General features: G+C 64.5%; 24 protein-coding genes. 11 read left to right on the forward strand and 13 right to left on the reverse strand.

Annotation, left to right across the window (positions count from 1 at the left end):
• The first annotated feature begins 293 nt into the window (after nt 1-293).
• The 3 genes from B6V75_RS13990 (at nt 294) to B6V75_RS14000 (ending at nt 2,079) form a co-directional block, all read left to right on the forward strand.
• Nucleotides 294-767 (forward strand): cytochrome C, encoded by a 474-nt coding sequence (locus B6V75_RS13990; RefSeq protein WP_088720106.1) that lies wholly within the window; start codon nt 294-296, stop codon nt 765-767.
• 86 nt (nt 768-853) lie between these two features.
• A complete protein-coding gene (locus B6V75_RS13995; protein ID WP_088720107.1) occupies nt 854-1,348 on the forward strand; it encodes a DUF6647 family protein in 495 nt (164 codons plus the stop codon).
• Nucleotides 1,349-1,515: 167 nt separating this feature from the next.
• Nucleotides 1,516-2,079 carry a CHAP domain-containing protein gene (locus tag B6V75_RS14000; protein WP_088720108.1) on the forward strand — a complete coding sequence of 188 codons (564 nt, stop codon included), beginning with the start codon at nt 1,516-1,518 and terminating at the stop codon, nt 2,077-2,079.
• A 25-nt stretch (nt 2,080-2,104) separates the two neighbouring features.
• Here the strand turns inward: B6V75_RS14000 and B6V75_RS14005 are convergent, their stop codons facing one another.
• Both B6V75_RS14005 and B6V75_RS14010 read right to left on the reverse strand, forming a co-directional pair.
• On the reverse strand, nt 2,105-2,506 hold the full coding sequence (locus tag B6V75_RS14005) for a hypothetical protein (protein WP_088720109.1): 402 nt from the start codon (nt 2,504-2,506) through the stop codon (nt 2,105-2,107).
• A 27-nt stretch (nt 2,507-2,533) separates the two neighbouring features.
• Nucleotides 2,534-3,736, reverse strand: coding sequence for a pyridoxal phosphate-dependent aminotransferase (locus B6V75_RS14010; protein ID WP_088720110.1), 1,203 nt, complete (start codon nt 3,734-3,736; stop codon nt 2,534-2,536).
• 83 nt (nt 3,737-3,819) lie between these two features.
• On the opposite strand from B6V75_RS14010, the gene B6V75_RS14015 reads away from it, so the two are divergent.
• The 5 genes from B6V75_RS14015 (at nt 3,820) to B6V75_RS14035 (ending at nt 6,796) form a co-directional block, all read left to right on the forward strand.
• Nucleotides 3,820-4,197 (forward strand): helix-turn-helix transcriptional regulator, encoded by a 378-nt coding sequence (locus B6V75_RS14015; protein ID WP_088720111.1) that lies wholly within the window; start codon nt 3,820-3,822, stop codon nt 4,195-4,197.
• Nucleotides 4,197-4,472 carry a succinate dehydrogenase assembly factor 2 gene (locus tag B6V75_RS14020; RefSeq protein WP_075776927.1) on the forward strand — a complete coding sequence of 92 codons (276 nt, stop codon included), beginning with the start codon at nt 4,197-4,199 and terminating at the stop codon, nt 4,470-4,472. Before B6V75_RS14015 ends, B6V75_RS14020 begins: the two co-directional genes overlap by 1 nt.
• A gap of 158 nt (nt 4,473-4,630) precedes the next feature.
• The gene (locus B6V75_RS14025) at nt 4,631-5,113 is read left to right on the forward strand and encodes a MarR family transcriptional regulator (protein WP_088720294.1); all 483 of its coding nucleotides are present in this window, start codon (nt 4,631-4,633) and stop codon (nt 5,111-5,113) included.
• Nucleotides 5,114-5,216: 103 nt separating this feature from the next.
• Complete coding sequence (locus B6V75_RS14030) at nt 5,217-6,389, forward strand: serine hydrolase (RefSeq protein ID WP_088720112.1); 1,173 nt, start codon at nt 5,217-5,219, stop codon at nt 6,387-6,389.
• Between the two features lie 17 nt (nt 6,390-6,406).
• Nucleotides 6,407-6,796, forward strand: a complete 390-nt coding sequence (locus B6V75_RS14035) for a DUF2237 domain-containing protein (protein ID WP_088720113.1) — start codon at nt 6,407-6,409, stop codon at nt 6,794-6,796.
• 3 nt (nt 6,797-6,799) lie between these two features.
• Here B6V75_RS14035 and epmA read toward each other — a convergent pair whose 3' ends face one another.
• Nucleotides 6,800-7,840, reverse strand: a complete 1,041-nt coding sequence (epmA, locus tag B6V75_RS14040; RefSeq protein ID WP_088720114.1) for an EF-P lysine aminoacylase EpmA — start codon at nt 7,838-7,840, stop codon at nt 6,800-6,802.
• Between the two features lie 99 nt (nt 7,841-7,939).
• Here epmA and efp point away from each other — a divergent pair, with 99 nt between their 5' ends.
• A complete protein-coding gene (efp, locus tag B6V75_RS14045; protein ID WP_075776922.1) occupies nt 7,940-8,509 on the forward strand; it encodes an elongation factor P in 570 nt (189 codons plus the stop codon).
• 70 nt (nt 8,510-8,579) lie between these two features.
• Here efp and B6V75_RS14050 read toward each other — a convergent pair whose 3' ends face one another.
• Both B6V75_RS14050 and B6V75_RS14055 read right to left on the reverse strand, forming a co-directional pair.
• The gene (locus B6V75_RS14050) at nt 8,580-9,470 is read right to left on the reverse strand and encodes a DMT family transporter (protein ID WP_088720115.1); all 891 of its coding nucleotides are present in this window, start codon (nt 9,468-9,470) and stop codon (nt 8,580-8,582) included.
• The gene (locus B6V75_RS14055; RefSeq protein WP_088720116.1) at nt 9,467-10,291 is read right to left on the reverse strand and encodes an alpha/beta hydrolase; all 825 of its coding nucleotides are present in this window, start codon (nt 10,289-10,291) and stop codon (nt 9,467-9,469) included. Before B6V75_RS14055 ends, B6V75_RS14050 begins: the two co-directional genes overlap by 4 nt.
• Before the next feature lie 63 nt (nt 10,292-10,354).
• Between B6V75_RS14055 and B6V75_RS14060 the strand changes: the two genes are divergently transcribed.
• Nucleotides 10,355-10,945: a hypothetical protein gene (locus tag B6V75_RS14060; protein WP_075776919.1), complete on the forward strand. Its 591-nt coding sequence runs from the start codon at nt 10,355-10,357 to the stop codon at nt 10,943-10,945.
• 7 nt (nt 10,946-10,952) lie between these two features.
• Here the strand turns inward: B6V75_RS14060 and B6V75_RS14065 are convergent, their stop codons facing one another.
• The 5 genes from B6V75_RS14065 to fabA form a co-directional block, all read right to left on the reverse strand.
• Nucleotides 10,953-11,624 carry a haloacid dehalogenase type II gene (locus B6V75_RS14065; RefSeq protein WP_088720117.1) on the reverse strand — a complete coding sequence of 224 codons (672 nt, stop codon included), beginning with the start codon at nt 11,622-11,624 and terminating at the stop codon, nt 10,953-10,955.
• Nucleotides 11,625-11,675: 51 nt separating this feature from the next.
• Complete coding sequence (locus tag B6V75_RS14070; RefSeq protein WP_088720118.1) at nt 11,676-12,455, reverse strand: pyrroline-5-carboxylate reductase dimerization domain-containing protein; 780 nt, start codon at nt 12,453-12,455, stop codon at nt 11,676-11,678.
• A 267-nt stretch (nt 12,456-12,722) separates the two neighbouring features.
• Nucleotides 12,723-13,511 carry an SDR family oxidoreductase gene (locus tag B6V75_RS14075; RefSeq protein WP_075776916.1) on the reverse strand — a complete coding sequence of 263 codons (789 nt, stop codon included), beginning with the start codon at nt 13,509-13,511 and terminating at the stop codon, nt 12,723-12,725.
• 28 nt (nt 13,512-13,539) lie between these two features.
• A complete protein-coding gene (gene fabB, locus B6V75_RS14080) occupies nt 13,540-14,769 on the reverse strand; it encodes a beta-ketoacyl-ACP synthase I (RefSeq protein ID WP_088720119.1) in 1,230 nt (409 codons plus the stop codon).
• A 31-nt stretch (nt 14,770-14,800) separates the two neighbouring features.
• On the reverse strand, nt 14,801-15,310 hold the full coding sequence (gene fabA, locus B6V75_RS14085) for a bifunctional 3-hydroxydecanoyl-ACP dehydratase/trans-2-decenoyl-ACP isomerase (RefSeq protein ID WP_088720120.1): 510 nt from the start codon (nt 15,308-15,310) through the stop codon (nt 14,801-14,803).
• Nucleotides 15,311-15,473: 163 nt separating this feature from the next.
• On the opposite strand from fabA, the gene irrA reads away from it, so the two are divergent.
• Nucleotides 15,474-15,899: an iron response transcriptional regulator IrrA gene (gene irrA, locus B6V75_RS14090; protein ID WP_075776913.1), complete on the forward strand. Its 426-nt coding sequence runs from the start codon at nt 15,474-15,476 to the stop codon at nt 15,897-15,899.
• A gap of 86 nt (nt 15,900-15,985) precedes the next feature.
• Here the strand turns inward: irrA and B6V75_RS14095 are convergent, their stop codons facing one another.
• Genes B6V75_RS14095 through B6V75_RS14105 form a run of 3 tightly spaced genes read right to left on the reverse strand, consistent with a single transcriptional unit; the run spans nt 15,986 to nt 18,551 of the window.
• Entirely contained in the window at nt 15,986-16,933 is a 948-nt protein-coding gene (locus B6V75_RS14095; protein ID WP_088720121.1) for an AEC family transporter, read from the reverse strand.
• Nucleotides 16,933-17,736: an MBL fold metallo-hydrolase gene (locus B6V75_RS14100; RefSeq protein ID WP_075776911.1), complete on the reverse strand. Its 804-nt coding sequence runs from the start codon at nt 17,734-17,736 to the stop codon at nt 16,933-16,935. Before B6V75_RS14100 ends, B6V75_RS14095 begins: the two co-directional genes overlap by 1 nt.
• Entirely contained in the window at nt 17,733-18,551 is an 819-nt protein-coding gene (locus B6V75_RS14105; RefSeq protein WP_088720122.1) for a TatD family hydrolase, read from the reverse strand. Before B6V75_RS14105 ends, B6V75_RS14100 begins: the two co-directional genes overlap by 4 nt.
• Between the last annotated feature and the right edge of the window lie 16 nt (nt 18,552-18,567).

Consider the following 18,567-nt stretch of genomic DNA (forward strand, 5'->3'; position numbering starts at 1 on the left):
GGCGTTTTGACAGCTTCGCCGCTTGCTGCTTTCGCTTTGATGCCTGCATTTTGGTCATGCTCGCGCGGCATCTAAATCGCGCGCTCCCGTGGGGAGGATGGGCGCGACCCCGGGGCAGTCGATGCCAGGTCGCCATGGCGGCGCTGAAGGGGGGTATCATTTCATCGCTTGCCCGACTCGCCCCTCCGGGCGCATCCTTTCCCTTAGGTCAGGTGACTTTCGCAAAAGCCCCGACCACAGGGAGAAACGATCCGGGAGAGGGTCGTCTGTCAAAAGGGAGAGGGGGGATACCCATGAAACGCGTCATTACTCTGGCCGCGCTCGCCGCGCTGGCCGGGTCTTCGGCAGGGCTCGCGCAGGAGGTCTCGGTCGAACGAGGCAGACTGGTCTCAATCACGTCGGGATGTCACGACTGCCACACGGCCGGTTACAACGAATCCGGCGGCAAGATCGATCCGGAGGCGGCGCTCAAGGGCGTACCGCTCGGCTGGCAGGGTCCGTGGGGCACTACCTATGCGGTCAATTTGCGCGACGAGATCAAGGATATGGACGAGGACGGTTTCGTGGAATTCGCGAAGACCTTCGACGCGAAGCCGCCGATGCCGTTCTACAACGTGCATGCCATGCCCGAGAGCGATCTGCGCTCGCTTTACCAGTATATCAAGTCGCTCGGCGAGCCGGGGGATCCGATGCCAGAGGCCTTGCCGCCGGGGGAGGCGCCCAAGACACCCTATATCGTGATGGCGCCGCCGATGATGCCGAACTAGGGCCCGGCTCGACCGATCCGGCCCAATGACCGGCGTCATTTCCGAGGGCATCCGGTACCTGCTATCCTGTGCTCAGAGGAGGCGGGATGATCCGAGCCATCGTCATAGGGCTTGCTCTGGTATGTCCGGCAGCAGTCGGGGCCTGTCCCGCGCCGCTGCCGATCGCTGTGCCAAAGGCGGTGATGGCGCCGCTCACCGCGTGGATCACAGAGCATAGCGGCTACGCCGCGCCGGAGGGCGCGCCTGCGATTTTCCTTTGCCAGAGCGGAGAGGTCATCACCTATGAAGGGCGAGATATCCTCGTCGATGCCGATCTGCGCGCGGCCTACGATTTTGTCGAGGACCGGATCTTCCTTGTTGCGCCTTGGTCGGAGGACGATCCGATGCTGCTTTCCTCGCTTTTGCATGAGCTCATTCATCGCGCTCAGTTTCGAGCCAAGGACTGGCCCTGTCCTGCGGCGGCCGAGCCGGAAGCCTATCGCCTGCAGGAGGCATGGCTCGCCGAACGGGGGATCGATCCGGGCTTCGCGTGGGCCGAGATTTACCTGCGGGCGCGTTGTTCCTCGGACCATCGGCGCTGAAGTCGCGCCGCGCGAGGCTTGAAAAGGTTCCCTACATTACATTTCTGTAAGCGGATATTCGCCAACCCGCTGATCTGCGCCGAATTTCTTCTTCGGTCAAAGCCTGATTCAGGGCTATGCAACGAGGTAACGAAGACGCAACAATTCGACATCGACAGTGATCGCCCATGCTCTCCATCTCTGACCTTGCGGGCCGTGCAGCCCCTCTCTCGCTTGTTCTGATCGCGGCGCTGACCGTCTCGGCCTGTACCCCGACCACCGGCGACAGGATGGGCTTCGCAAGCGCACGGGATGAGACGGGCGCCGTCAATCTCGAACGCCGTGCATACGCGGTCGAGGTGGCCAAGCAGATGCGCGCCAAGCGCCAGCGGGTCTGGTGCGTGCCGTTCGCGCGCAATGCCTCCGGTATCGACATTCGCGGCAATGCCAAGACGTGGTGGTCGCAGGCGAAGGGGCTCTATGCGCGCGGTCACCAGCCGAAGGTCGGCGCGGTGATGGCCTTCTCGGCGACCCGTCGCAATCCGCTGGGCCATATCGCGGTCGTCTCGGGCGTCGACTCGCCGCGTCAGATCCGGGTCGATCACGCGAACTGGGAGCGTAACAAAGTGTCGCTCGACATGGTCGTGGTGGATGTCTCCGAGAAGAATGACTGGAGCGCCGTGCGCGTCATGAGCAACCCCGGCGCGCTGGGCCGCGTCTATCCGATCACCGGGTTCATCTCGAAAGGCTGAGGTCGATGGGGCCGAGCCTCAGGGCTCAGCCCTCGCTCGTCAGCCGCTCGGCCTTCTTTCTCACCAGAACGCTGCGCAGGTCGTGCATCGTCAGCAACAGCGTATCCGTGATCTCTTCGAGCTGAGCATCGGTCGCCTTCGACTGCGCCCATTGCGCTACGAGATTGAGGTGATCGACCGCGCGCAGAATATCGTCGACATCGCGCTGGGCGAGCACCTCGCGGCGATGCGTCATCCATGCTTCGATCTCGGCGCGGTCTTGCTCGGTCAGAACCCGGTCGCCCTGTGGTTTGATCTCGCCGTTGCGGATGTTGATATTGGCGATCGGGTCCATCTCGATCCGGCGCTGACGGTTCTCGGTATCGACGCGAAACACCGTCGCGCCATTCTCCTTCACCCGGAAAAAATACTCGGGCAAGTCAGTCATTCGCCAATCTCCCTTGGATAGTCCGCCTTATGTCAGCCCTTCGCAGAAGGCCTTGATGCGGGCGCAGGCCTCGGTCAGGGCCGCGTCCGATGTAGCGTAGCTGATGCGGAAATTCGGTGAAAGCCCGAAGGCCGCGCCGAAGACCACGGCGACGTCGTTTTCCTCCAGCAGCGCGTTGGCGAAATCCTCGTCGCTCTCGATCTTGCACCCGCCTGCGGAGGTCTTGCCGATGCAATCCTTGATCGAGGGGTAGACGTAGAACGCGCCCTCGGGCGTCGGGCAGGAGATGCCGGGGCAGGCGTTGAGCCCGGCCACCACCAGATCGCGCCGCCGCTTGAAGGCGGCGCGGAACGTGTCGATGAAATCCTGGGGTCCGTTGAGCGCCTCGACTGCCGCCCATTGCGAGATCGTGCAGGGGTTCGAGGTCGATTGGCTCTGCACCTTGCGCATCGCCGCGATCAGCTCTTTCGGGCCGGCCGCATAGCCGATCCGCCAGCCGGTCATCGCATAAGCTTTCGAGACGCCGTTGACCGTCAGAGTACGGTCGTAGAGCGCGGGTTCGACCTGCGCGGGCGTGGTGAACTCGAACCCGTCGAAGGTGAGGTGCTCATACATGTCGTCGGTCATCACCCAGACATGGGGGTGGCGCAGCAGCACGTCGGTCAGCGCCTTCAGCTCGTCGCGCGAATAGGCAGCCCCCGAGGGGTTCGAGGGCGAGTTGAACAGGAACCACTTGGTGTTCGGCGTGATCGCGGCGTCCAGCGCCTCGGGGCTGATCTTGTAGCCCATCGCGGGATCACCTTGCACGAAGACGGGGGTGCCGCCGCCGATCAGCACCATATCCGGGTAGCTGACCCAGTAGGGCGTCGGGATCACCACCTCGTCGCCGGGGTTGAGCGTCGCCATCAGCGCGTTGAACAGCACCTGTTTGCCGCCCGAGGAGACCGAGACCTGCTCGGGCGTGTAGCGAAGCCCGTTCTCGCGGGCGAACTTGGCGCAGATCGCCTGTTTCAGCTCGGCGATGCCATCCACTGCCGTGTATTTCGTCTTGCCCGCCGCGATCGCGGCTTTCGCGGCACGCTTGATCGACTCGGGCGTGTCGAAGTCGGGTTCGCCGGCGGACAAACCGATCACGTCGCGGCCCGCAGCGCGCAGTTCAGCCACCTTCCCGGTCATCGCGACGGTCGGAGAGGGTTTCACCCGCGCAAGCGTGTCGGAAAGGAATGCCATCGGGTCGCCCTTGATTTGTAACTCGTTCGGCAAACTTCTAGGCTTGGGGCCAAGAGCGTTCAAGTGAAAGCGGGAGAGAGATCATGGTCGACGATTGGTATGGCGAGGCGAGCGCAACATTCGGCGACCGGCTCGCGGGGGCGCGCGAAGCGGCCGGGTTGAGCCAGGAGGACCTGGCGACGCAGCTCGGCGTCCGGCTCGAGACGTTGCAGGCTTGGGAAGAGGATGTGCTCGAGCCGCGCGCGAACCGGCTGCAGATGCTGTCGGGCATGCTCAACGTCACGCTGATGTGGCTGCTCACCGGGTCGGGCGAAGGGCTTGACGGCCCGCCCGAACAGGGAGAAGACGCAAAGGCGGAACGCGCCCTTGTGCGCGAGATCCGGGAAGTGCGGTCCGGCCTCGAGGAACTCGACGTTCGGCTGGCACGGCTGGAGAAGCGTTTGGTGGCAGGAGAGAGTTGATGGCAGAGACGCGAGAGGCGCGGCTGAAACGGATGAAGATGCGCAGCTGGCGGCGCGGGATCAAGGAAATGGACCTGATCCTCGGGCCTTATGCGGATGCGCGGCTGCCCGAGCTGGATGCCGACACTCTCGAACTCTACGATCAGCTGCTCGAAGAGAACGATCAGGACCTCTACCCGTGGGTGTCCGGCGCGCAGCCTTGCCCGCCGCAATATCTCGATCTGCTCTCCGAAATCGGCCAATTCGCGCGCGAGCGCCACATTACCAAAAGCTGAAAACCGCGCGGAAACCCCGGGTTTTATCGGGTTTTCCGCGAATTTTCAGAGATTTCGGCCCGATTAACGGTATCTTTTCCATTTCCCGCCACTGTCCTGCCTGAGGGGCAGCGCAACTGGCGGAGAGTGCTATGACCGTGCAGAAATCTGCAAGCGACATGACGTCCGTCCCGGCGAGCCCGGGGCTGATGGCGGGATATCTGGACAGCCTATCGCTGCTGGAGCGGCTGCACCGCTTGCTGCTCGATGTGATCAAGGACGAGTTCGAGCGGCTGGGCATCCTCGAGATCAACCCGGTGCAGGCGCTGTTGCTGTTCAACGTGGGCGAAAACGAGGTGACCGCGGGAGAGTTGAAGACCCGTGGCTATTACCAGGGCTCGAACGTCTCCTACAATCTCAAGAAACTGGTGGAGGCGGGCTATATGCACCATCAGCGCAGCGAGATCGATCGCCGCTCGGTCCGGGTGCGCCTGACGCCGAAAGGACGGGGCTTGCGCGACAATGTCGCGGCCCTGTTCGAGCGGCATGCCTGCGGGATGGAGACGCGCGGCGTCATCACCTTCGAAGCGATGGAAGAAATGAACCACACGCTGCGCCGGATGGAGCGCTACTGGACCGACCAGATCCGCTATATCTACTGACCCTTGGGCAGGTCGCGTTTGCGCGATGACGCCCGGTTCTCCTTGCCGCGGCGGCGTGCTGCGTGCTTGCTTGCCGTGACGACATGCGGTGAGGGGACGTGCGATGAAACAGCTTGGACAAAAGGCGATGCGCGGAGCGATCCGTGTCGGCATGGCGGCGGCGCTGCCGATTGCGGGGCTCGCTTGGTGGAAGCGCGACGAGATCGCGCGGCTGCGCGCGGTGAACCGGCTGTTCGAGCCCGACCGGATCGTCGGCAATTTCTCCAACATGCCCGCGCTGTTTCATTCGCGCGAGATTGCGCGTGGCGACGGGCCGGTGTCGGACCTGCCCCGCGGGGCGGAGGATGCGCTGCCCGATGGTGTCGACGACTGGATCGAGCGGCGCTGGATCACCGCGCTGGTGACGCTGCGCCATGGGCAGATCACGCATGAGCGCTATTTCCGCGGCACTGCGCCAGAGGATCTGCGGATCTCATGGTCGATGGCGAAAAGCTTCCTCTCGGCCACGCTGGGGATCCTGCACCATCAGGGTGTCATCCCCGATCTCGACGCGCCGCTCACCCGCTTTGCACCGCAGCTGAAGGGGTCGGGCTATGACGGCGTCACGATTCGAGATGCGCTGGTGATGTCCTCGGGCGTGGCGTTCAACGAGGACTATCTGGATTTCCATTCGGATATCAACAAGATGGGTCGTGTACTGGCGATGGGGCGGTCGATGGACGCCTTCGCAGCCTCGCTCAAGATCCGCGAGGCGGAGCCGGGGGCGCGGATGCTCTATGTCTCGATCGACACGCATGTTCTGGGCATGGTCATTGCGGGCGCGACCGGGGCCGACCCGGCGCAGGTGATGGGCGAATTGCTGATCGTGCCGATGGGGCTGGAGGCCGCGCCCGTGATGCTGACCGACGGGCTGGGCGTCAGCTTCGTACTTGGCGGGCTGAACCTGCGGACGCGCGACTATGCGCGCTTCGGCCAGATGTTCCTGCAAAAGGGCTTCTGGAACGGCCGCCAGATCGTGCCCGAGGACTGGGTTACGAAATCGACCGCGCTGCAGGCGCCGAAGGGCGAGGGCTACGGCTATCAATGGTGGGTGCCCGTCGACACGGCGGATCACGGCGGCGACTATTTCGCGCGCGGCATCTATGGCCAGCATATCTATGTCAGCCCCGCGACCGACGCGGTGATCGCGATTAACGCCGCCGACTGGCGTTTCAAGGAGGAGGGCGTCGAAGAGGAAAACCTTGCCATGTTGCGCCGCATCGCCGAGGTTTCCTGAAAGGGGAGGGCCGCGCGATGCAGATGTATGAGGCGATCAACGTTCTGGGCGGCCCCTTGCAACCCTGTTCGCTCAAGCCCCGGACCGGGTTTTTCCGTGATGGCAGCTGCAACACCTGCTGGGAGGATAGCGGCTCGCATACGGTCTGCGCGGTGATGACGTCGGAGTTCCTCGCCTTCTCGAAATATCTCGGCAACGACCTGAGCACGCCGCGCCCCGAATACGACTTTCCGGGGCTCAAGCCGGGCGACCGCTGGTGCCTGTGCGCCTCGCGCTTTTTGCAGGCGGTGCAGGAGGGCTGCGCGCCCGAGGTGATGCTGGCCTCGACCCATCGCGATGCGCTGCGGGTGGTGCCGTTCAAGGTGCTGGCCGATCATGCGGCCGAGAAGAAGGGCGGGAAGGGCTGAGGCTCAACCCGTCGCGCCGCCCACCGGAACCCAGAGCACATCCTCGATCTTCGGCGCGCCGGTCGCGAGCATCACCAGGCGGTCGAAGCCGAGCGCGATGCCCGACGCTTCGGGCATGATCTCGAGCGCTGCGAGGAAGTCTTCGTCGATCGGGTAACGCTCGCCGTAAAGCTGTTCCTTCAGGTCCATATCGGCCTCGAAGCGGCGGCGCTGCTCGACCGGATCGGTCAGCTCGCCGAAGCCGTTGGCGAGTTCTACCCCGCAGGCGTAAAGCTCGAACCGTTCGGCCACGCGGGCGTCATCCGGGGCAGGGCGGGCCAGCGCGGCCTCGGCCAGTGGATAGCGGTCCAGAATCATTGCGCGGCCATGGCCCAGATGCGGTTCGACCTTCGCGACCAGCAGTTTCGAGACGATGTCGGACCAGCTATCCGCATCGGCAACCGCAAAGCCGATCGCCTCGCATTGCCCGCGCAGGGCCGCCACGTCCGTTTCCGCTCCGTCGCAGGTGCCGAGCAGGTCGATCCCGGCATGGCGTTCGAACGCGTCGGCCACCGACAACCGCTCAGGTTCGGCGAAGGGATCGCACTCGGCGGTGCCATAGCGCAGCACGGGCGATCCCGCTGCCTCCGCGGCCAGCCGCAGCATCGCCGCGCAATCCGCCATCAGCGCGGTGTAGTCTTCGCCCGCGCGATACCATTCGAGCATGGTGAATTCGGGCGAATGGCGCTTGCCCGCCTCGCGGTTGCGCCAGACATGGGCGAAGGCGGCGATGCGCGGCTCGCCCCCCGCCAGCAGTTTCTTCATCGCGAATTCGGGCGAGGTGTGCAGATACATCCGCCGCGCCGCGCCGTCATTGCCGATCATGTCGGTGGCGAAGGCGTGCAGATGCGCCTCGTTGCCGGGGGAGACCTGCAGAGCGCAGGGATCGACTTCGACGAAATCCTCTGCCGCCAGCCAGCCGCGGATCGCGGCCTGAATGCGGTTGCGCGCGAGCAGGGCAGGGCGGCGGTCGGCGTGGCGCTCGGGCGTCCAGAACGGGGGCATGGAAGGCCTTTCAGGCTGGAAATCGGGGCGCAAATGGTTTAGGCGCTCTGCAATCCGGGCGCCAGAGCCTGTTTTATCCGAATTCAAAGGGGTCCTTTCATGGCGAAAGTCATCGCTTCCTCTGTCCGCAAGGGCAACGTGCTAGAAATCGACGACAAGCTTTACGTCGTGATCACCGCGCAGAACATCCATCCCGGCAAGGGCACGCCCGTGACGCAGGTCGACATGCGCCGCATCTCGGACGGCACCAAGGTGTCGGAGCGTTGGCGCACGACCGAGCAGGTCGAGCGCGCCCATGTCGAAGAGCGTGAATACGATTTCCTCTATGAGGATGGCGAAGGCTACCACTTCATGGACCCCGAGACCTACGAGCAGCTCGCGGTTCAGGAAGACGTGATCGGCGATGCGAAAGTATTCCTGCGCGACGGGATCCGCGTTCATCTCAAGACCTTCCAGGAAAACGCGATCGCGATCGACCTGCCGCAGAAAGTCACCGTCGAGGTCGAAGAGACCGAGCCGGTCGTGAAGGGGCAGACCGCCTCGTCGAGCTACAAGCCCTCGATCTGCACCGGCGGGATCCGCGTGATGGTGCCGCCGCATATCGGAGTCGGTACGCGCATCGTGATCAACACCGAAGACACCACCTATGTGGAGCGCGCGAAGGACTGATCCTCGCAGCGATCTGATAGAAAAGGCGCCCTTCCGGGCGCCTTTTTTGTTTACGGATGGGAAGTGTAGGTCAGGCGGGGCGTTGCGCGGGGCGGGCGGGCCAGACTTCCAGCAGACCGGCTGCGAGTACGAGCGCGCCGCCTGCGATCTCCATAGCGGAGAGCAGCTCTCCTGCGATCAGCGCGGCGGAGACCGCGCCGACCAGGACCTCGCTCATCAGCAAGATTCCGATCCGCGCCGGTTCGAGCCGGACGGTGGCCCACATCAGAGCTGCCGTCGCAGCGCCCCACCAGAACACCCCGGCGGAGATGGTGAGCCCGAGTGCGGCGGCCCAATCGACCCCGCTCGCGGGAAGGGGCGCGAGGAACGGCGCGAGGCAAAGCGCGGTGAGGGCCGCGCCAGCCGCGAAGGTGAAGGTGGCCGGGCCGGGCGAGAGCGTCGATCTGGTGCGCATCCCGGTGGTCGCGACCGACCAGATCACGCCGCCGACGAGGGTCATCCATTCGCCGAGGCTGCTCGGCAGGGGCAGGCCGCCGCCCGCGCCCAGCATCAGACCGAGCCCGGAGAGACCCACGACGATCGCAGCCATCCGCAGCCGCGAGACCGGCCAGCCCATCACGAACCGTCCGATCAGCACCGACCAGACCGGGGTGAGAAACCACAGCAGGATCACCAGCGCGACGCGGCCATAGAGGAAACCGATCGAATAGAGCGCGAAGGCCGCACCGCCGAGCGCGACCGAGGCCAGCGCTGCGGGCGTCGCAGTGGCAAGCTCGGCGCGTTTGGCCCATGCGACCGGCGCCATTGCCGCGCAGGCGACCACGGTGATCGCGACCGTGCCCCAGGCGCCCGCCAGACCATGGCCGTCCAGCGCGCGCACCGGCAGCCAGTAAAGCCCCCAAAGCGCGCCCGTGATCAGCGTGATCGCGCTGGCGATGAGGGTGAGGCGGGCCTCGCTCACCCTTTGATCCGCTCGATCCACGCTTCCAGCGCGGCCAGCGCCTCGGGCTCGTCGAGGAAGGGGATATGGGCGCGGTCGGCGACGCGGGCATAGATCATGTCCGGGCGGCGGCGCTGCATCTCTTCGACGGTGGTGTCGCTCAGCAGATCGGAATTCGCGCCGTGGATCAGGACGAGCGGCAGCCCCTCGGTCGCCTCGAAGAGCGGCCAGGCGGGCTCCACGCCCCCCTTGAAGGCGCCGAGGAAAGCCTCGCGCAGGGCGGGGTCGTAATTGATTTTCAGCCCCGTCTCGGTCTCGACGTAATGGTGGCGGACCTCCATCGCCCAGCGGTTGGGTGGGACATCGGCGAAGCCGGTCATCGCCTCGGGCAGCTTCTCGGCCATTTCCGCGTAGCTCTTCGCCGCCGGGTTGCGCCCGATATAGTCGAAGATCTTGTTCAGCCCCGTCTCGTCGAGAACGGGGCCCACGTCGTTCAGCGCAAGCCCGGTCATCCGCTCTTTCGCGGTCAGCGCGAGATACATGCCTACGAGCCCGCCGCGCGAGGTGCCGAGGATCGCGGCCTTCTCGATCCCGAGATGATCGAGAAGCTGGAGCGCATCCGCCGCTTCGCGCGGCACGGTGTAGGTTTCCTGTCCGGTCCAGTCGCTCTCGCCGCGGCCGCGATAATCCATGCAGATCAGCCGCACGTCCTTCAGATGCGGGGCGACATAGTCGAAATCTCGGGTGTTCCGCGTCAGACCGGACAAAGCCAGGATCGGCACGCCGCTGCCGCTGTCGCGATACGCGATCTTCGCACCATCATCCGCGGTAAAGAAATCCATTACGCCGCTCCTCTCTGGATTGCTGACCTGTCCGCGATCATAGTGCGTCAGAGGGAGATCGCCATGGCTGACACGCTGGAAAGATTACACGAAAGACTGAGCGCGCTCGAAGACGAGATCGAAGCGGAATGGGACCGTCGCCGCGAGGCGATGGCGTTCCGGCTCGATCATAACCGGGTGGTGTTCGAGGCGGGCGTGCGCGATGCGCACCGGCAGGCGCGTGTGGGCCTGTTGCGCTTTCTGTCCTACGCGCGCCCGATGGTCATTTTGACGGCTCCGGTGATCTATTCGCTGATCGTGCCCTTCGTGCTGCTCGATCTTTTCGTGAGCCTCTATCAGGCAATCTGTTTTCCGATCTACCGTATCGCCAAGGTGAAGCGCTCCGATCATATCGTGGTCGACCGTCAGCATCTGGCCTATCTCAACGCGCTGCAGAAGCTGAACTGCGTCTATTGCGGCTATTGCAACGGGCTTCTGAGCTATGTGCGCGAGATCGCCGGCCGGACCGAGCAGTACTGGTGCCCGATCAAGCACGCGCACCGGGTGAAGGGGCCGCATCTGCGCTACCGCGATTTCGTGGAATACACGGATGCCGAAGGGTTTCAGGCGCAGACGATGCGCCTGCGGCGCGCGCTGCGCGAGATGGAGGAGTGAGCGCGGCTCAAAGGTGGTCGGGCACCGCGCGCAGGTCCGTCAGGATCGCCGCGGGTTTATAGGGCAGCCGTTCGACCGGAGCGTTTGCGCGGTTGACCCACAGCACCCGGAAGCCCGCCTTCGCCGCCCCCGCCGCGTCCCAGCCATTCGACGAGATGAAACAGGTCTTCTCCGGTTCGACGCCCATCTTCTGCGCGATCATGTCGTAGACGGCGGCGCGCGGTTTGTAATGGCCGATCTCGTTGATCGAGAGCACCTCGTCGAGCAGATGCCCCACGCCCGCCGCATGAACCGCAGCCCCCAGCATGTCGGGCGCGCCATTCGACAGGATCGCACGCCCGACACCGCGATGGTGCAGCGCATCGAGCATCTCGGGCACTTCCGGGAAAGCGGGCAATTCGCGGTAAAGTGCCATCAGCCGCTCGGCCAGATCGGGATCGTCGAGATCCTGCGCCGCCATCGCCCAATCGAGCCCGTCGCGGGTCAGCTGCCAGAAATCGACGTAATCGCCCATCACCTCCCGCAGCCAGCTATATTCGAGCTGTTTGCGGCGCCAATCGGCGGCGAGGCGCGGCCAGATCTCGGTCAGGCGTGGTTCCTCGGCGGCCAGATTGCGCGCGGCGGCGTCGACGTCGAAGAGCGTGCCGTAGGCGTCGAAGACGCAAAGCTGAATGGACATGATATTTCCTCCCGAGCTTCACCCTAGCGTCGGTGGGGTCGGGTGCAAGGGTCAGTAGATGTCGCGCGAGGCTTGCGTCGCGGCGACGAGCCCTTCGGCGAGACGCTCGGCCAAGCCATTGTCGCGCAGCGTGGTGAGGCCCTTGGCGGTCGTGCCCGCGTAGTCGATCATCTCCTGCACATGGGCCTGAGGGGGCGGACCCTCGGCCATTATCTCTCCGGCCGAGAGAAATAGCTGGCGCACCGCGCGGTCTGCGATCTCGGGCGGGACGCCCTGATCTTCGGCATGACGCGCCATCGCAGCCGCGCAGGCGGCGACGAATCCCGGCACCGGGCCGGTCATCGCGGTAAAGAAGTCGATCTGTGCCTCGTCGTGCAGTTCGTCCGTCTGCCCGCAGGCCTGGAAGAGGGCGCGGGTGCGGGTGCGGTCTTCCTCGGTCACGGCGTCGCTCGCGAACCACGGCGAATAGGCAAGGCCCTTTGCGGCGGCGGGGCTCGACATGGCGCGGATCACGCGGGGGCTGGCGCTGATGCGGGTGAGGTCGGCCAAAGGCACGCCCGCCATGACGGAGATCACCAGCTTGTCTTTCGCATCGATCCTGAGGTCTCGGGCGGCGGCGGGCGGCACGCAGAGGATCACCACGTCGCAAGCCTCTGCCAGTGCCTGCGGATCGGTCAGCACGTTCTGGGGTGGGAAGCCGTCAATGCCAGGCACGGTGCCGGAGCGGTTGGCCATCAGAAGCGACCTGGGTTCCGCGCGCCAAAGCGCCTCCGCGATTGCCGCGCCGAGCATGCCCGAACCGATGATGCCGATGGAGAAATCGAGTGCCATGCGCGCCTCCCTGCGTGTTCGCGGCAGCCTAGCGCGGGGCAGGGGATGGGGGAAGGGAGGGAGGTCCGCTTCAAACACGAGACTGCGCCCGGAACGCGGCGAAGCCGCAGGGCGCGCGCCGGCCCGTCCCCGCGGGCTGGCGCGTTGGCCAACCGCGCGAAACGCAGCCATGTTCAAGGTATGTGGCTTGGATAAAGCGCTGCCGCACAGAGTGTGAGCCGCGCCACCCCACGGGCCGGCGCGCGCCCTGCTTGCGATTGGCTGAGCTTACAGGTTCTCCGCCGCGGGCATGCCCATGACGTGATAGCCGCTATCGACCGAGATGATCTCCCCGGAGGTGCAGGCACCATAATCCGAGAGCAGATAGACAGCCGTACCGCCGATCGCTTCCAGAGTCGCGTTGTGGCGCAGGGGCGAATTGTGCTCGGTATGGCGGAAGGTCTTGCGCGCGCCGCCGATTGCGGCCCCGGCCAGCGTCTTCATCGGGCCGGGCGAGATCGCGTTCACGCGGATGCCGTCGGGGCCCAGATCGGCCGCCAGATAGCGCACCGCCGATTCCAGCGCCGCCTTCGCCACGCCCATCACGTTGTAATAGGGCGTCACGCGCTGCGAGCCCATATAGGTCAGCGTGATCATCGAGCCGCCCTCGTTCATCAGTTCCGAGGCACGCTTGGCCACGTCGATGAAGCTGTAGCAGGAGATCGTCAGCGAGTTCTTGAAGTTCTCGCGGGTGGTGTTGATGAACCGTCCCGCGAGTTCGGACTTGTCGGAATAGGCGATGGCGTGAACGACGAAATCGATCGAGCCCCATTCCTCTTTCAGCTTGGCGAAGGCGGCGTCCATCGAGGCGTCGTCATTCACGTCCACATCCAGCAGGAATTTCGAGCCCACGCTCTCGGCCAGCGGTTCGACCCGTTTGCCGAAAGCCTCTCCTTGGTAGGAGAACGCGAGTTCCGCGCCTTGCTCGGCCAGTGCCTTCGCGATCCCCCAAGCGATCGAACGCTCGTTGGCGACCCCCATCACGAGGCCGCGCTTACCCTTCATCAGTTCCGCCATTCCCGTCCCTGCCGCCGTTATAAATTCGTTAGTCCAAATATTTGCTCATCACGAGCGACGCGTTGGTGCCGCCGAAACCGAAGCTGTTCGACAGGACCGAGTCGAACTCGACATTGTCGATCCGCTCCATCGCGATCTCTTCGGCTTTGATCGCCGGGTCGAGTTCGGTGATGTTGGCCGAGGCCGCGATGAAGTTGTTTTCCATCATCAGCAGCGAATAGATCGCCTCATGCACGCCGGTCGCGCCGAGCGAGTGCCCGGTGAGCGATTTGGTCGAAGAAATCTTCGGCACGCTTTCCTCGCCGAAGACGCGGCGCACGGCCTGCACCTCGGTCACGTCGCCTGCGGGCGTCGAGGTGCCATGCGCGTTGATATAGGAAATCTTGCGGCCTTCGGGCAGGGTGCCGACCGCGAGCTTCATCGAGCGCTCGCCGCCTTCGCCCGAGGGGGCCACCATGTCGTGGCCGTCCGAAGTCGCTCCGTAGCCGGTGACTTCCGCGTAGATCTTCGCGCCGCGTGCCTTGGCGTGCTCGAGTTCTTCAAGCACGACGACGCCGCCGCCACCCGCGATGACGAAGCCGTCACGGGTCGCGTCGAAGGCGCGCGAGGCCAGCTCGGGCGTGTCGTTATATTTCGACGACATCGCACCCATCGCGTCGAACAGACAGCTCAGCGTCCAGTCCAACTCCTCGCCGCCGCCGGCGAAGACGATGTCCTGCTTGCCCATCTGGATCAGCTCGGTGCCGTTGCCGATGCAATGCGCCGAGGTCGAGCAGGCCGAGGTGATCGAGTAGTTCACGCCCTTGATCTTGAACGGCGTGGCCAGACAGGCCGAGTTCGTCGAACTCATGCAGCGGGTCACCATGAACGGCCCCATCCGCTTGGGCGAGCCCTTCTCCATGACGATGCGATGCGCCTCGAAGAAGTTCGAGGTGGACGGACCGCCCGAGCCCATGATCAGGCCGCTGCGCGGATTCGAGATGTCGCTCTCTTCGAGGCCGCTATCGGCCAGAGCCTGCTCCATCGCGATGAAGTTATAGGCCGCGCCCGGACCCATGAAGCGCAGGTTGCGCTTGTCGATATGGTCCTCGAGCGTGATCTTCGGCTGGCCTTTGACCTGGCTGCGGAAGCCGCGCTCGGCATAATCCTCGGCGAATACGATGCCGGATTTGCCGGCCTTCAGGCTGGCGGTGACTTCTTCGGCATTGTTGCCGATGGGCGAGACGATGCCCAAACCGGTGATGACGACGCGGCGCATGCGGGCCTCCTGTCTTGTCTGTCTATGGGGGTCAGCTGTCGGAGAGCGCGACCTTCATGTCCTTGACCTCGTAGATCACGTCACCGTCGGCCTCGACGATCCCGTCGGCGACACCCATGGTCAAGCGACGCGTCTGAACGGCCTTGGTGAAATCGACCTTGTAGGTCAGCATTTTACGATCCGGGCGGACCATGCCGGTGAGCTTGACCTCGCCCACGCCCAGAGCATAGCCGCGACCCTGCCAGCCACGCCACCCCAGGTTGAAACCGGTGAGCTGCCAAAGGCCATCGAGACCGAGACAACCGGGCATGATCGGATTTCCGGGGAAGTGGCATTCGAAGAACCACAGATCCGGGGTGATGTCGAACTCGGCGACAACGTGACCCTTGCCGTGCTTGCCGCCATCGCCCGAGATATCGGTGATGCGATCCATCATCAGCATCGGCGGCGCCGGTAGCTGCGCATTGCCGGGGCCGAACAGCTCCCCGCGTGCACATTTCAGAAGATCTTCTTTCCCGAAGCTCGTCGGAAACCCAGCCATCGGCGCTCCTTCCCGGTTTTGGCGTGCTTTTGCATCCCTCTATCACCGCGTGGCCGCGCGGCGCAAGGGCGACGGTCGTCGGTCGCGCGCTCGGGCCCGCGCTCGCGCGGTTGCATTGAAACCTGAGTGGAAAAGTCTCATATAGGTACCGAGGAGACATGACATGGCTGTGACGAATTCGACCGAACAGCGCCGCGGACAGGAATGGCTGACCCGTGGCGGGCTGCGTCCCACCCGTCAGCGACTGGCGCTGGCCACATTGCTCGTGGGCGATGGGGAAAATCGTCACGTCACCGCCGAAAGCCTCTACGCGGCCGCGTGCGACGCTGGCGAAAAGGTCTCGCTCGCGACCGTCTACAACACGCTCAAGGCGTTTTGCGATGCCGGGCTGATGCATGAGATCACTGTCGATGGCGCACGCAGCTATTTCGATACGCGCATGGACGATCACCCGCATTTCTTCTGGGAAGACGACAATCGCCTGTCGGATGCGCCGGCCGAGGAACTGAAACTCGCCTCGATCCCGCAAGCCCCGGAAGGCGCCGAGATTACCCGCGTCGACGTCGTGATCCGCGTCCGCAAGGCCTGATTGCCGCTTCTTCTTGGCGAAAATATCCCGGGGTGAATGGCCGTAGGCCAGAGGGGCAGAGCCCCTGTATTGTGTCGCCCTAAACCTCACGGCAGGATCGCGAGCCATCCCCAGATCGTCAGGATCGACAATGCCGTCGCGATCAGCACGGCCGAGGCCGCGACTCTGCGCGCTACCCCGTAGATATTCGCGAAGAGATAGGCGTTCACACCGGGTGCCATCGCCGCTGTCAGCGTGGCCGAGCGAAGCGACGCGGTGTCGACGCCGAAGCCGAAATGAGCAAGGCCGTAGGTGATCGCCGGATGCAGACCCAGCGACAGGCCGGTGATCATCGCGATGGCTTTCGCGTCGCCTTCTGGGCGGTAGCGATAGAGCACGCCGCCCAGCCCGAACAAGGCCGCTGGCAGGGCCGCGCGGGCCATCATGTTCATCGCCTCCATCAGAGGATGGGGCAGGGGCTGACCTGTCAATGTGGTGAGTATCTTGATCACGAAGCCCGTCAGGATGCCGATCACCAGCGGCGTCCGGATCACCCCGATCAGCGCGTTGAGGCCGACGCGCCCGAGCGACGTGCCGGTGCCGGACGACCGCACCATCTCCATGGCGAGGATGCCGATCGTGTAGAGGAAGGGCGAATGGACCGAGATGATCGCGAAGTTGCCCGACAGCGCATCGGTACCATAGGCGCGCTCGGTGATCGGGACGCCCAGCAGCAGAGAATTCGAGAACAGGCAGGCGAAGCCGATCGCGACGCTTTCGGGGCCGTTGCGGCCCATCGCGCGCGCGCCAGTGATGCCGATCGCGAAAGAGATCAGCGCCCCCGCGTAGAAGGCGGCCATCATCGACCAGTTATAGCTCTGCGTCAGGTCCAGATTCGCGATCGAGCGCGCCAGAAGCACGGGCACCGCGAAATTCTGCGCGAAACGCATCAGCCCGTCGACCGCGCCCTCGGAAAACAGCCCGCGCAAGGCCACGACATAGCCGAAGCCGATCACGAGGAAGACCGGCAGGATGACGTTGATCAGGACGCTCATTAGAGACCGAAATCCAGAACCATTCCGTCATGGGCAGGGCGGATGTGATCGGGCGTCTCGTTGGCGACCGCATCGTGGTCGAGGTCGATATGCATGTTGGTGAGCACCGCGCTCGCGGGTTGGGCTCGTTCGATCCATTCCAGCGCGCGGGCCAGATGGGCGTGCGTCGGATGCGGCTTGCGGCGCAGCGCGTCGAGCACCCAGCAATCCAGACCGTCGAGATGTTTCCACGCCTCTTCGGGGATGTCCGAGACGTCGGGCAGATAGGCCAGCCCGCCGATCCGGAAGCCGAGCGCGTCGATATTGCCATGCTCGACCCGGAAGGGCTGAAATTCGATCGAGCCGCCCGCGCCGGTGACCTGGAAAGGCCGCTCGCGATGGATCGATTTCAACTCGCAGATTGGTTTGTAATTGCTGTCCGAGGGCTGAACGAAGGCATAGGCGAAGCGGTCCAGAAGCGCGGTCTCGGTATCGGAATCGGCCCAGACGGGCAGGCGGGTGCGCATGTTGAAGACGATCTGGCGCAGATCGTCGAGCCCGTGGACGTGATCGGCATGGCTATGGGTGTAGACCACCGCGTCCAGCTCGCCCACGCCCGCGGTCAGAAGCTGCTGGCGCATGTCGGGCGTGGTGTCGATCAGAACCCGCGTCGTGCCCGATTGCGACACACGCTCCACCAGCATCGAACAGCGCAGCCGGTGGTTCTTCGGGTTCGCCGGGTCGCACTCGCCCCAGTTGTTGCCAAGGCGCGGCACGCCCCCCGAGGAGCCACAGCCGAGGATCGTGAAGCGCATCCGGCTCATGCAGCGACGCTCCCGCGTTCGCCATGTTCGGCGGCTTTCCAGAACAAACGGTCGAAATTGGCCTGCGTCGCGGCGGCGAATTCCTCCAGCGGCAGGCCGAATACATCGGCGCCGACCTTGGCGGTGTGGGCGGTATAGGCGGGCTCGTTGCGCTTGCCGCGATAGGGCGGCGGCGCGAGATAGGGGCTATCGGTTTCCACGAGGATCCGGTCGAGCGGCGCGGCGGCGAAGATGTCGCGCACTTCCTGGCTTTTCGGGAAAGTCGCGATGCCGGACATCGACAGGTAAAAGCCCAGATCGACCGAGACCTGCGCGAGGCGCGGCCCCGACGAATAGCAATGCATGACACAGGAATAGGGCTTGGCCTTCATCCCCTCGGTCAGGATCGCTTCCATGTCCTCATCGGCGTCGCGCGAATGGATGATCAGCGGCAGGCCGGTTTCCTGCGCGGCTTCAATATGCAGGCGCAGGGAGGTTTTCTGCACCTCGGCACTCTCGGCGGTGTAGTGATAGTCGAGCCCGGTCTCGCCGATACCCACGAATTTCGGGTGCTTCGCCAGCGCCACCAACTCGTTCACGGTTGCCATCGGTTCTTCGGCCACGCTCATCGGGTGGGTGCCCGCGGCGTAGAAGACGCCCTTATGCGCCTCGGCGATGGAGCGCACGGTGGGCTCGTTCTTCAGCTTGGTGCAGATCGTCACCATCCGGGTCACGCCGGCGGCGTTCGCGCGGGCGATGATGTCATCGCGCTCACCGTCGAAATCGGGGAAATCGAGATGGCAATGGCTGTCTGTGATCTCGGGCGGGAGGGTCAAAATCGGCTCCTTTCGC

Origin of the sequence: Thioclava sp. F1Mire-8, from assembly GCF_002213165.1 — a bacterium.
Taxonomy (GTDB): domain Bacteria; phylum Pseudomonadota; class Alphaproteobacteria; order Rhodobacterales; family Rhodobacteraceae; genus Thioclava; species Thioclava nitratireducens.

Bases quoted from the DNA above. Each gene is read 5' to 3' on its own strand.
- B6V75_RS13990 (WP_088720106.1), top strand. From the start codon at position 294: ATGAAACGCGTCATTACTCTGGCCGCGCTCGCCGCGCTGGCCGGGTCT.
- B6V75_RS13995 (WP_088720107.1), top strand. From the start codon at position 854: ATGATCCGAGCCATCGTCATAGGGCTTGCTCTGGTATGTCCGGCAGCA.
- B6V75_RS14000 (WP_088720108.1), top strand. From the start codon at position 1,516: ATGCTCTCCATCTCTGACCTTGCGGGCCGTGCAGCCCCTCTCTCGCTT.
- B6V75_RS14005 (WP_088720109.1), bottom strand. From the start codon at position 2,506: ATGACTGACTTGCCCGAGTATTTTTTCCGGGTGAAGGAGAATGGCGCG.
- B6V75_RS14010 (WP_088720110.1), bottom strand. From the start codon at position 3,736: ATGGCATTCCTTTCCGACACGCTTGCGCGGGTGAAACCCTCTCCGACC.
- B6V75_RS14015 (WP_088720111.1), top strand. From the start codon at position 3,820: ATGGTCGACGATTGGTATGGCGAGGCGAGCGCAACATTCGGCGACCGG.
- B6V75_RS14020 (WP_075776927.1), top strand. From the start codon at position 4,197: ATGGCAGAGACGCGAGAGGCGCGGCTGAAACGGATGAAGATGCGCAGC.
- B6V75_RS14025 (WP_088720294.1), top strand. From the start codon at position 4,631: ATGACGTCCGTCCCGGCGAGCCCGGGGCTGATGGCGGGATATCTGGAC.
- B6V75_RS14030 (WP_088720112.1), top strand. From the start codon at position 5,217: ATGAAACAGCTTGGACAAAAGGCGATGCGCGGAGCGATCCGTGTCGGC.
- B6V75_RS14035 (WP_088720113.1), top strand. From the start codon at position 6,407: ATGCAGATGTATGAGGCGATCAACGTTCTGGGCGGCCCCTTGCAACCC.
- epmA (WP_088720114.1), bottom strand. From the start codon at position 7,840: ATGCCCCCGTTCTGGACGCCCGAGCGCCACGCCGACCGCCGCCCTGCC.
- efp (WP_075776922.1), top strand. From the start codon at position 7,940: ATGGCGAAAGTCATCGCTTCCTCTGTCCGCAAGGGCAACGTGCTAGAA.
- B6V75_RS14055 (WP_088720116.1), bottom strand. From the start codon at position 10,291: ATGGATTTCTTTACCGCGGATGATGGTGCGAAGATCGCGTATCGCGAC.
- B6V75_RS14060 (WP_075776919.1), top strand. From the start codon at position 10,355: ATGGCTGACACGCTGGAAAGATTACACGAAAGACTGAGCGCGCTCGAA.
- B6V75_RS14065 (WP_088720117.1), bottom strand. From the start codon at position 11,624: ATGTCCATTCAGCTTTGCGTCTTCGACGCCTACGGCACGCTCTTCGAC.
- B6V75_RS14070 (WP_088720118.1), bottom strand. From the start codon at position 12,455: ATGGCACTCGATTTCTCCATCGGCATCATCGGTTCGGGCATGCTCGGC.
- B6V75_RS14075 (WP_075776916.1), bottom strand. From the start codon at position 13,511: ATGGCGGAACTGATGAAGGGTAAGCGCGGCCTCGTGATGGGGGTCGCC.
- fabB (WP_088720119.1), bottom strand. From the start codon at position 14,769: ATGCGCCGCGTCGTCATCACCGGTTTGGGCATCGTCTCGCCCATCGGC.
- fabA (WP_088720120.1), bottom strand. From the start codon at position 15,310: ATGGCTGGGTTTCCGACGAGCTTCGGGAAAGAAGATCTTCTGAAATGT.
- irrA (WP_075776913.1), top strand. From the start codon at position 15,474: ATGGCTGTGACGAATTCGACCGAACAGCGCCGCGGACAGGAATGGCTG.
- B6V75_RS14095 (WP_088720121.1), bottom strand. From the start codon at position 16,933: ATGAGCGTCCTGATCAACGTCATCCTGCCGGTCTTCCTCGTGATCGGC.
- B6V75_RS14100 (WP_075776911.1), bottom strand. From the start codon at position 17,736: ATGAGCCGGATGCGCTTCACGATCCTCGGCTGTGGCTCCTCGGGGGGC.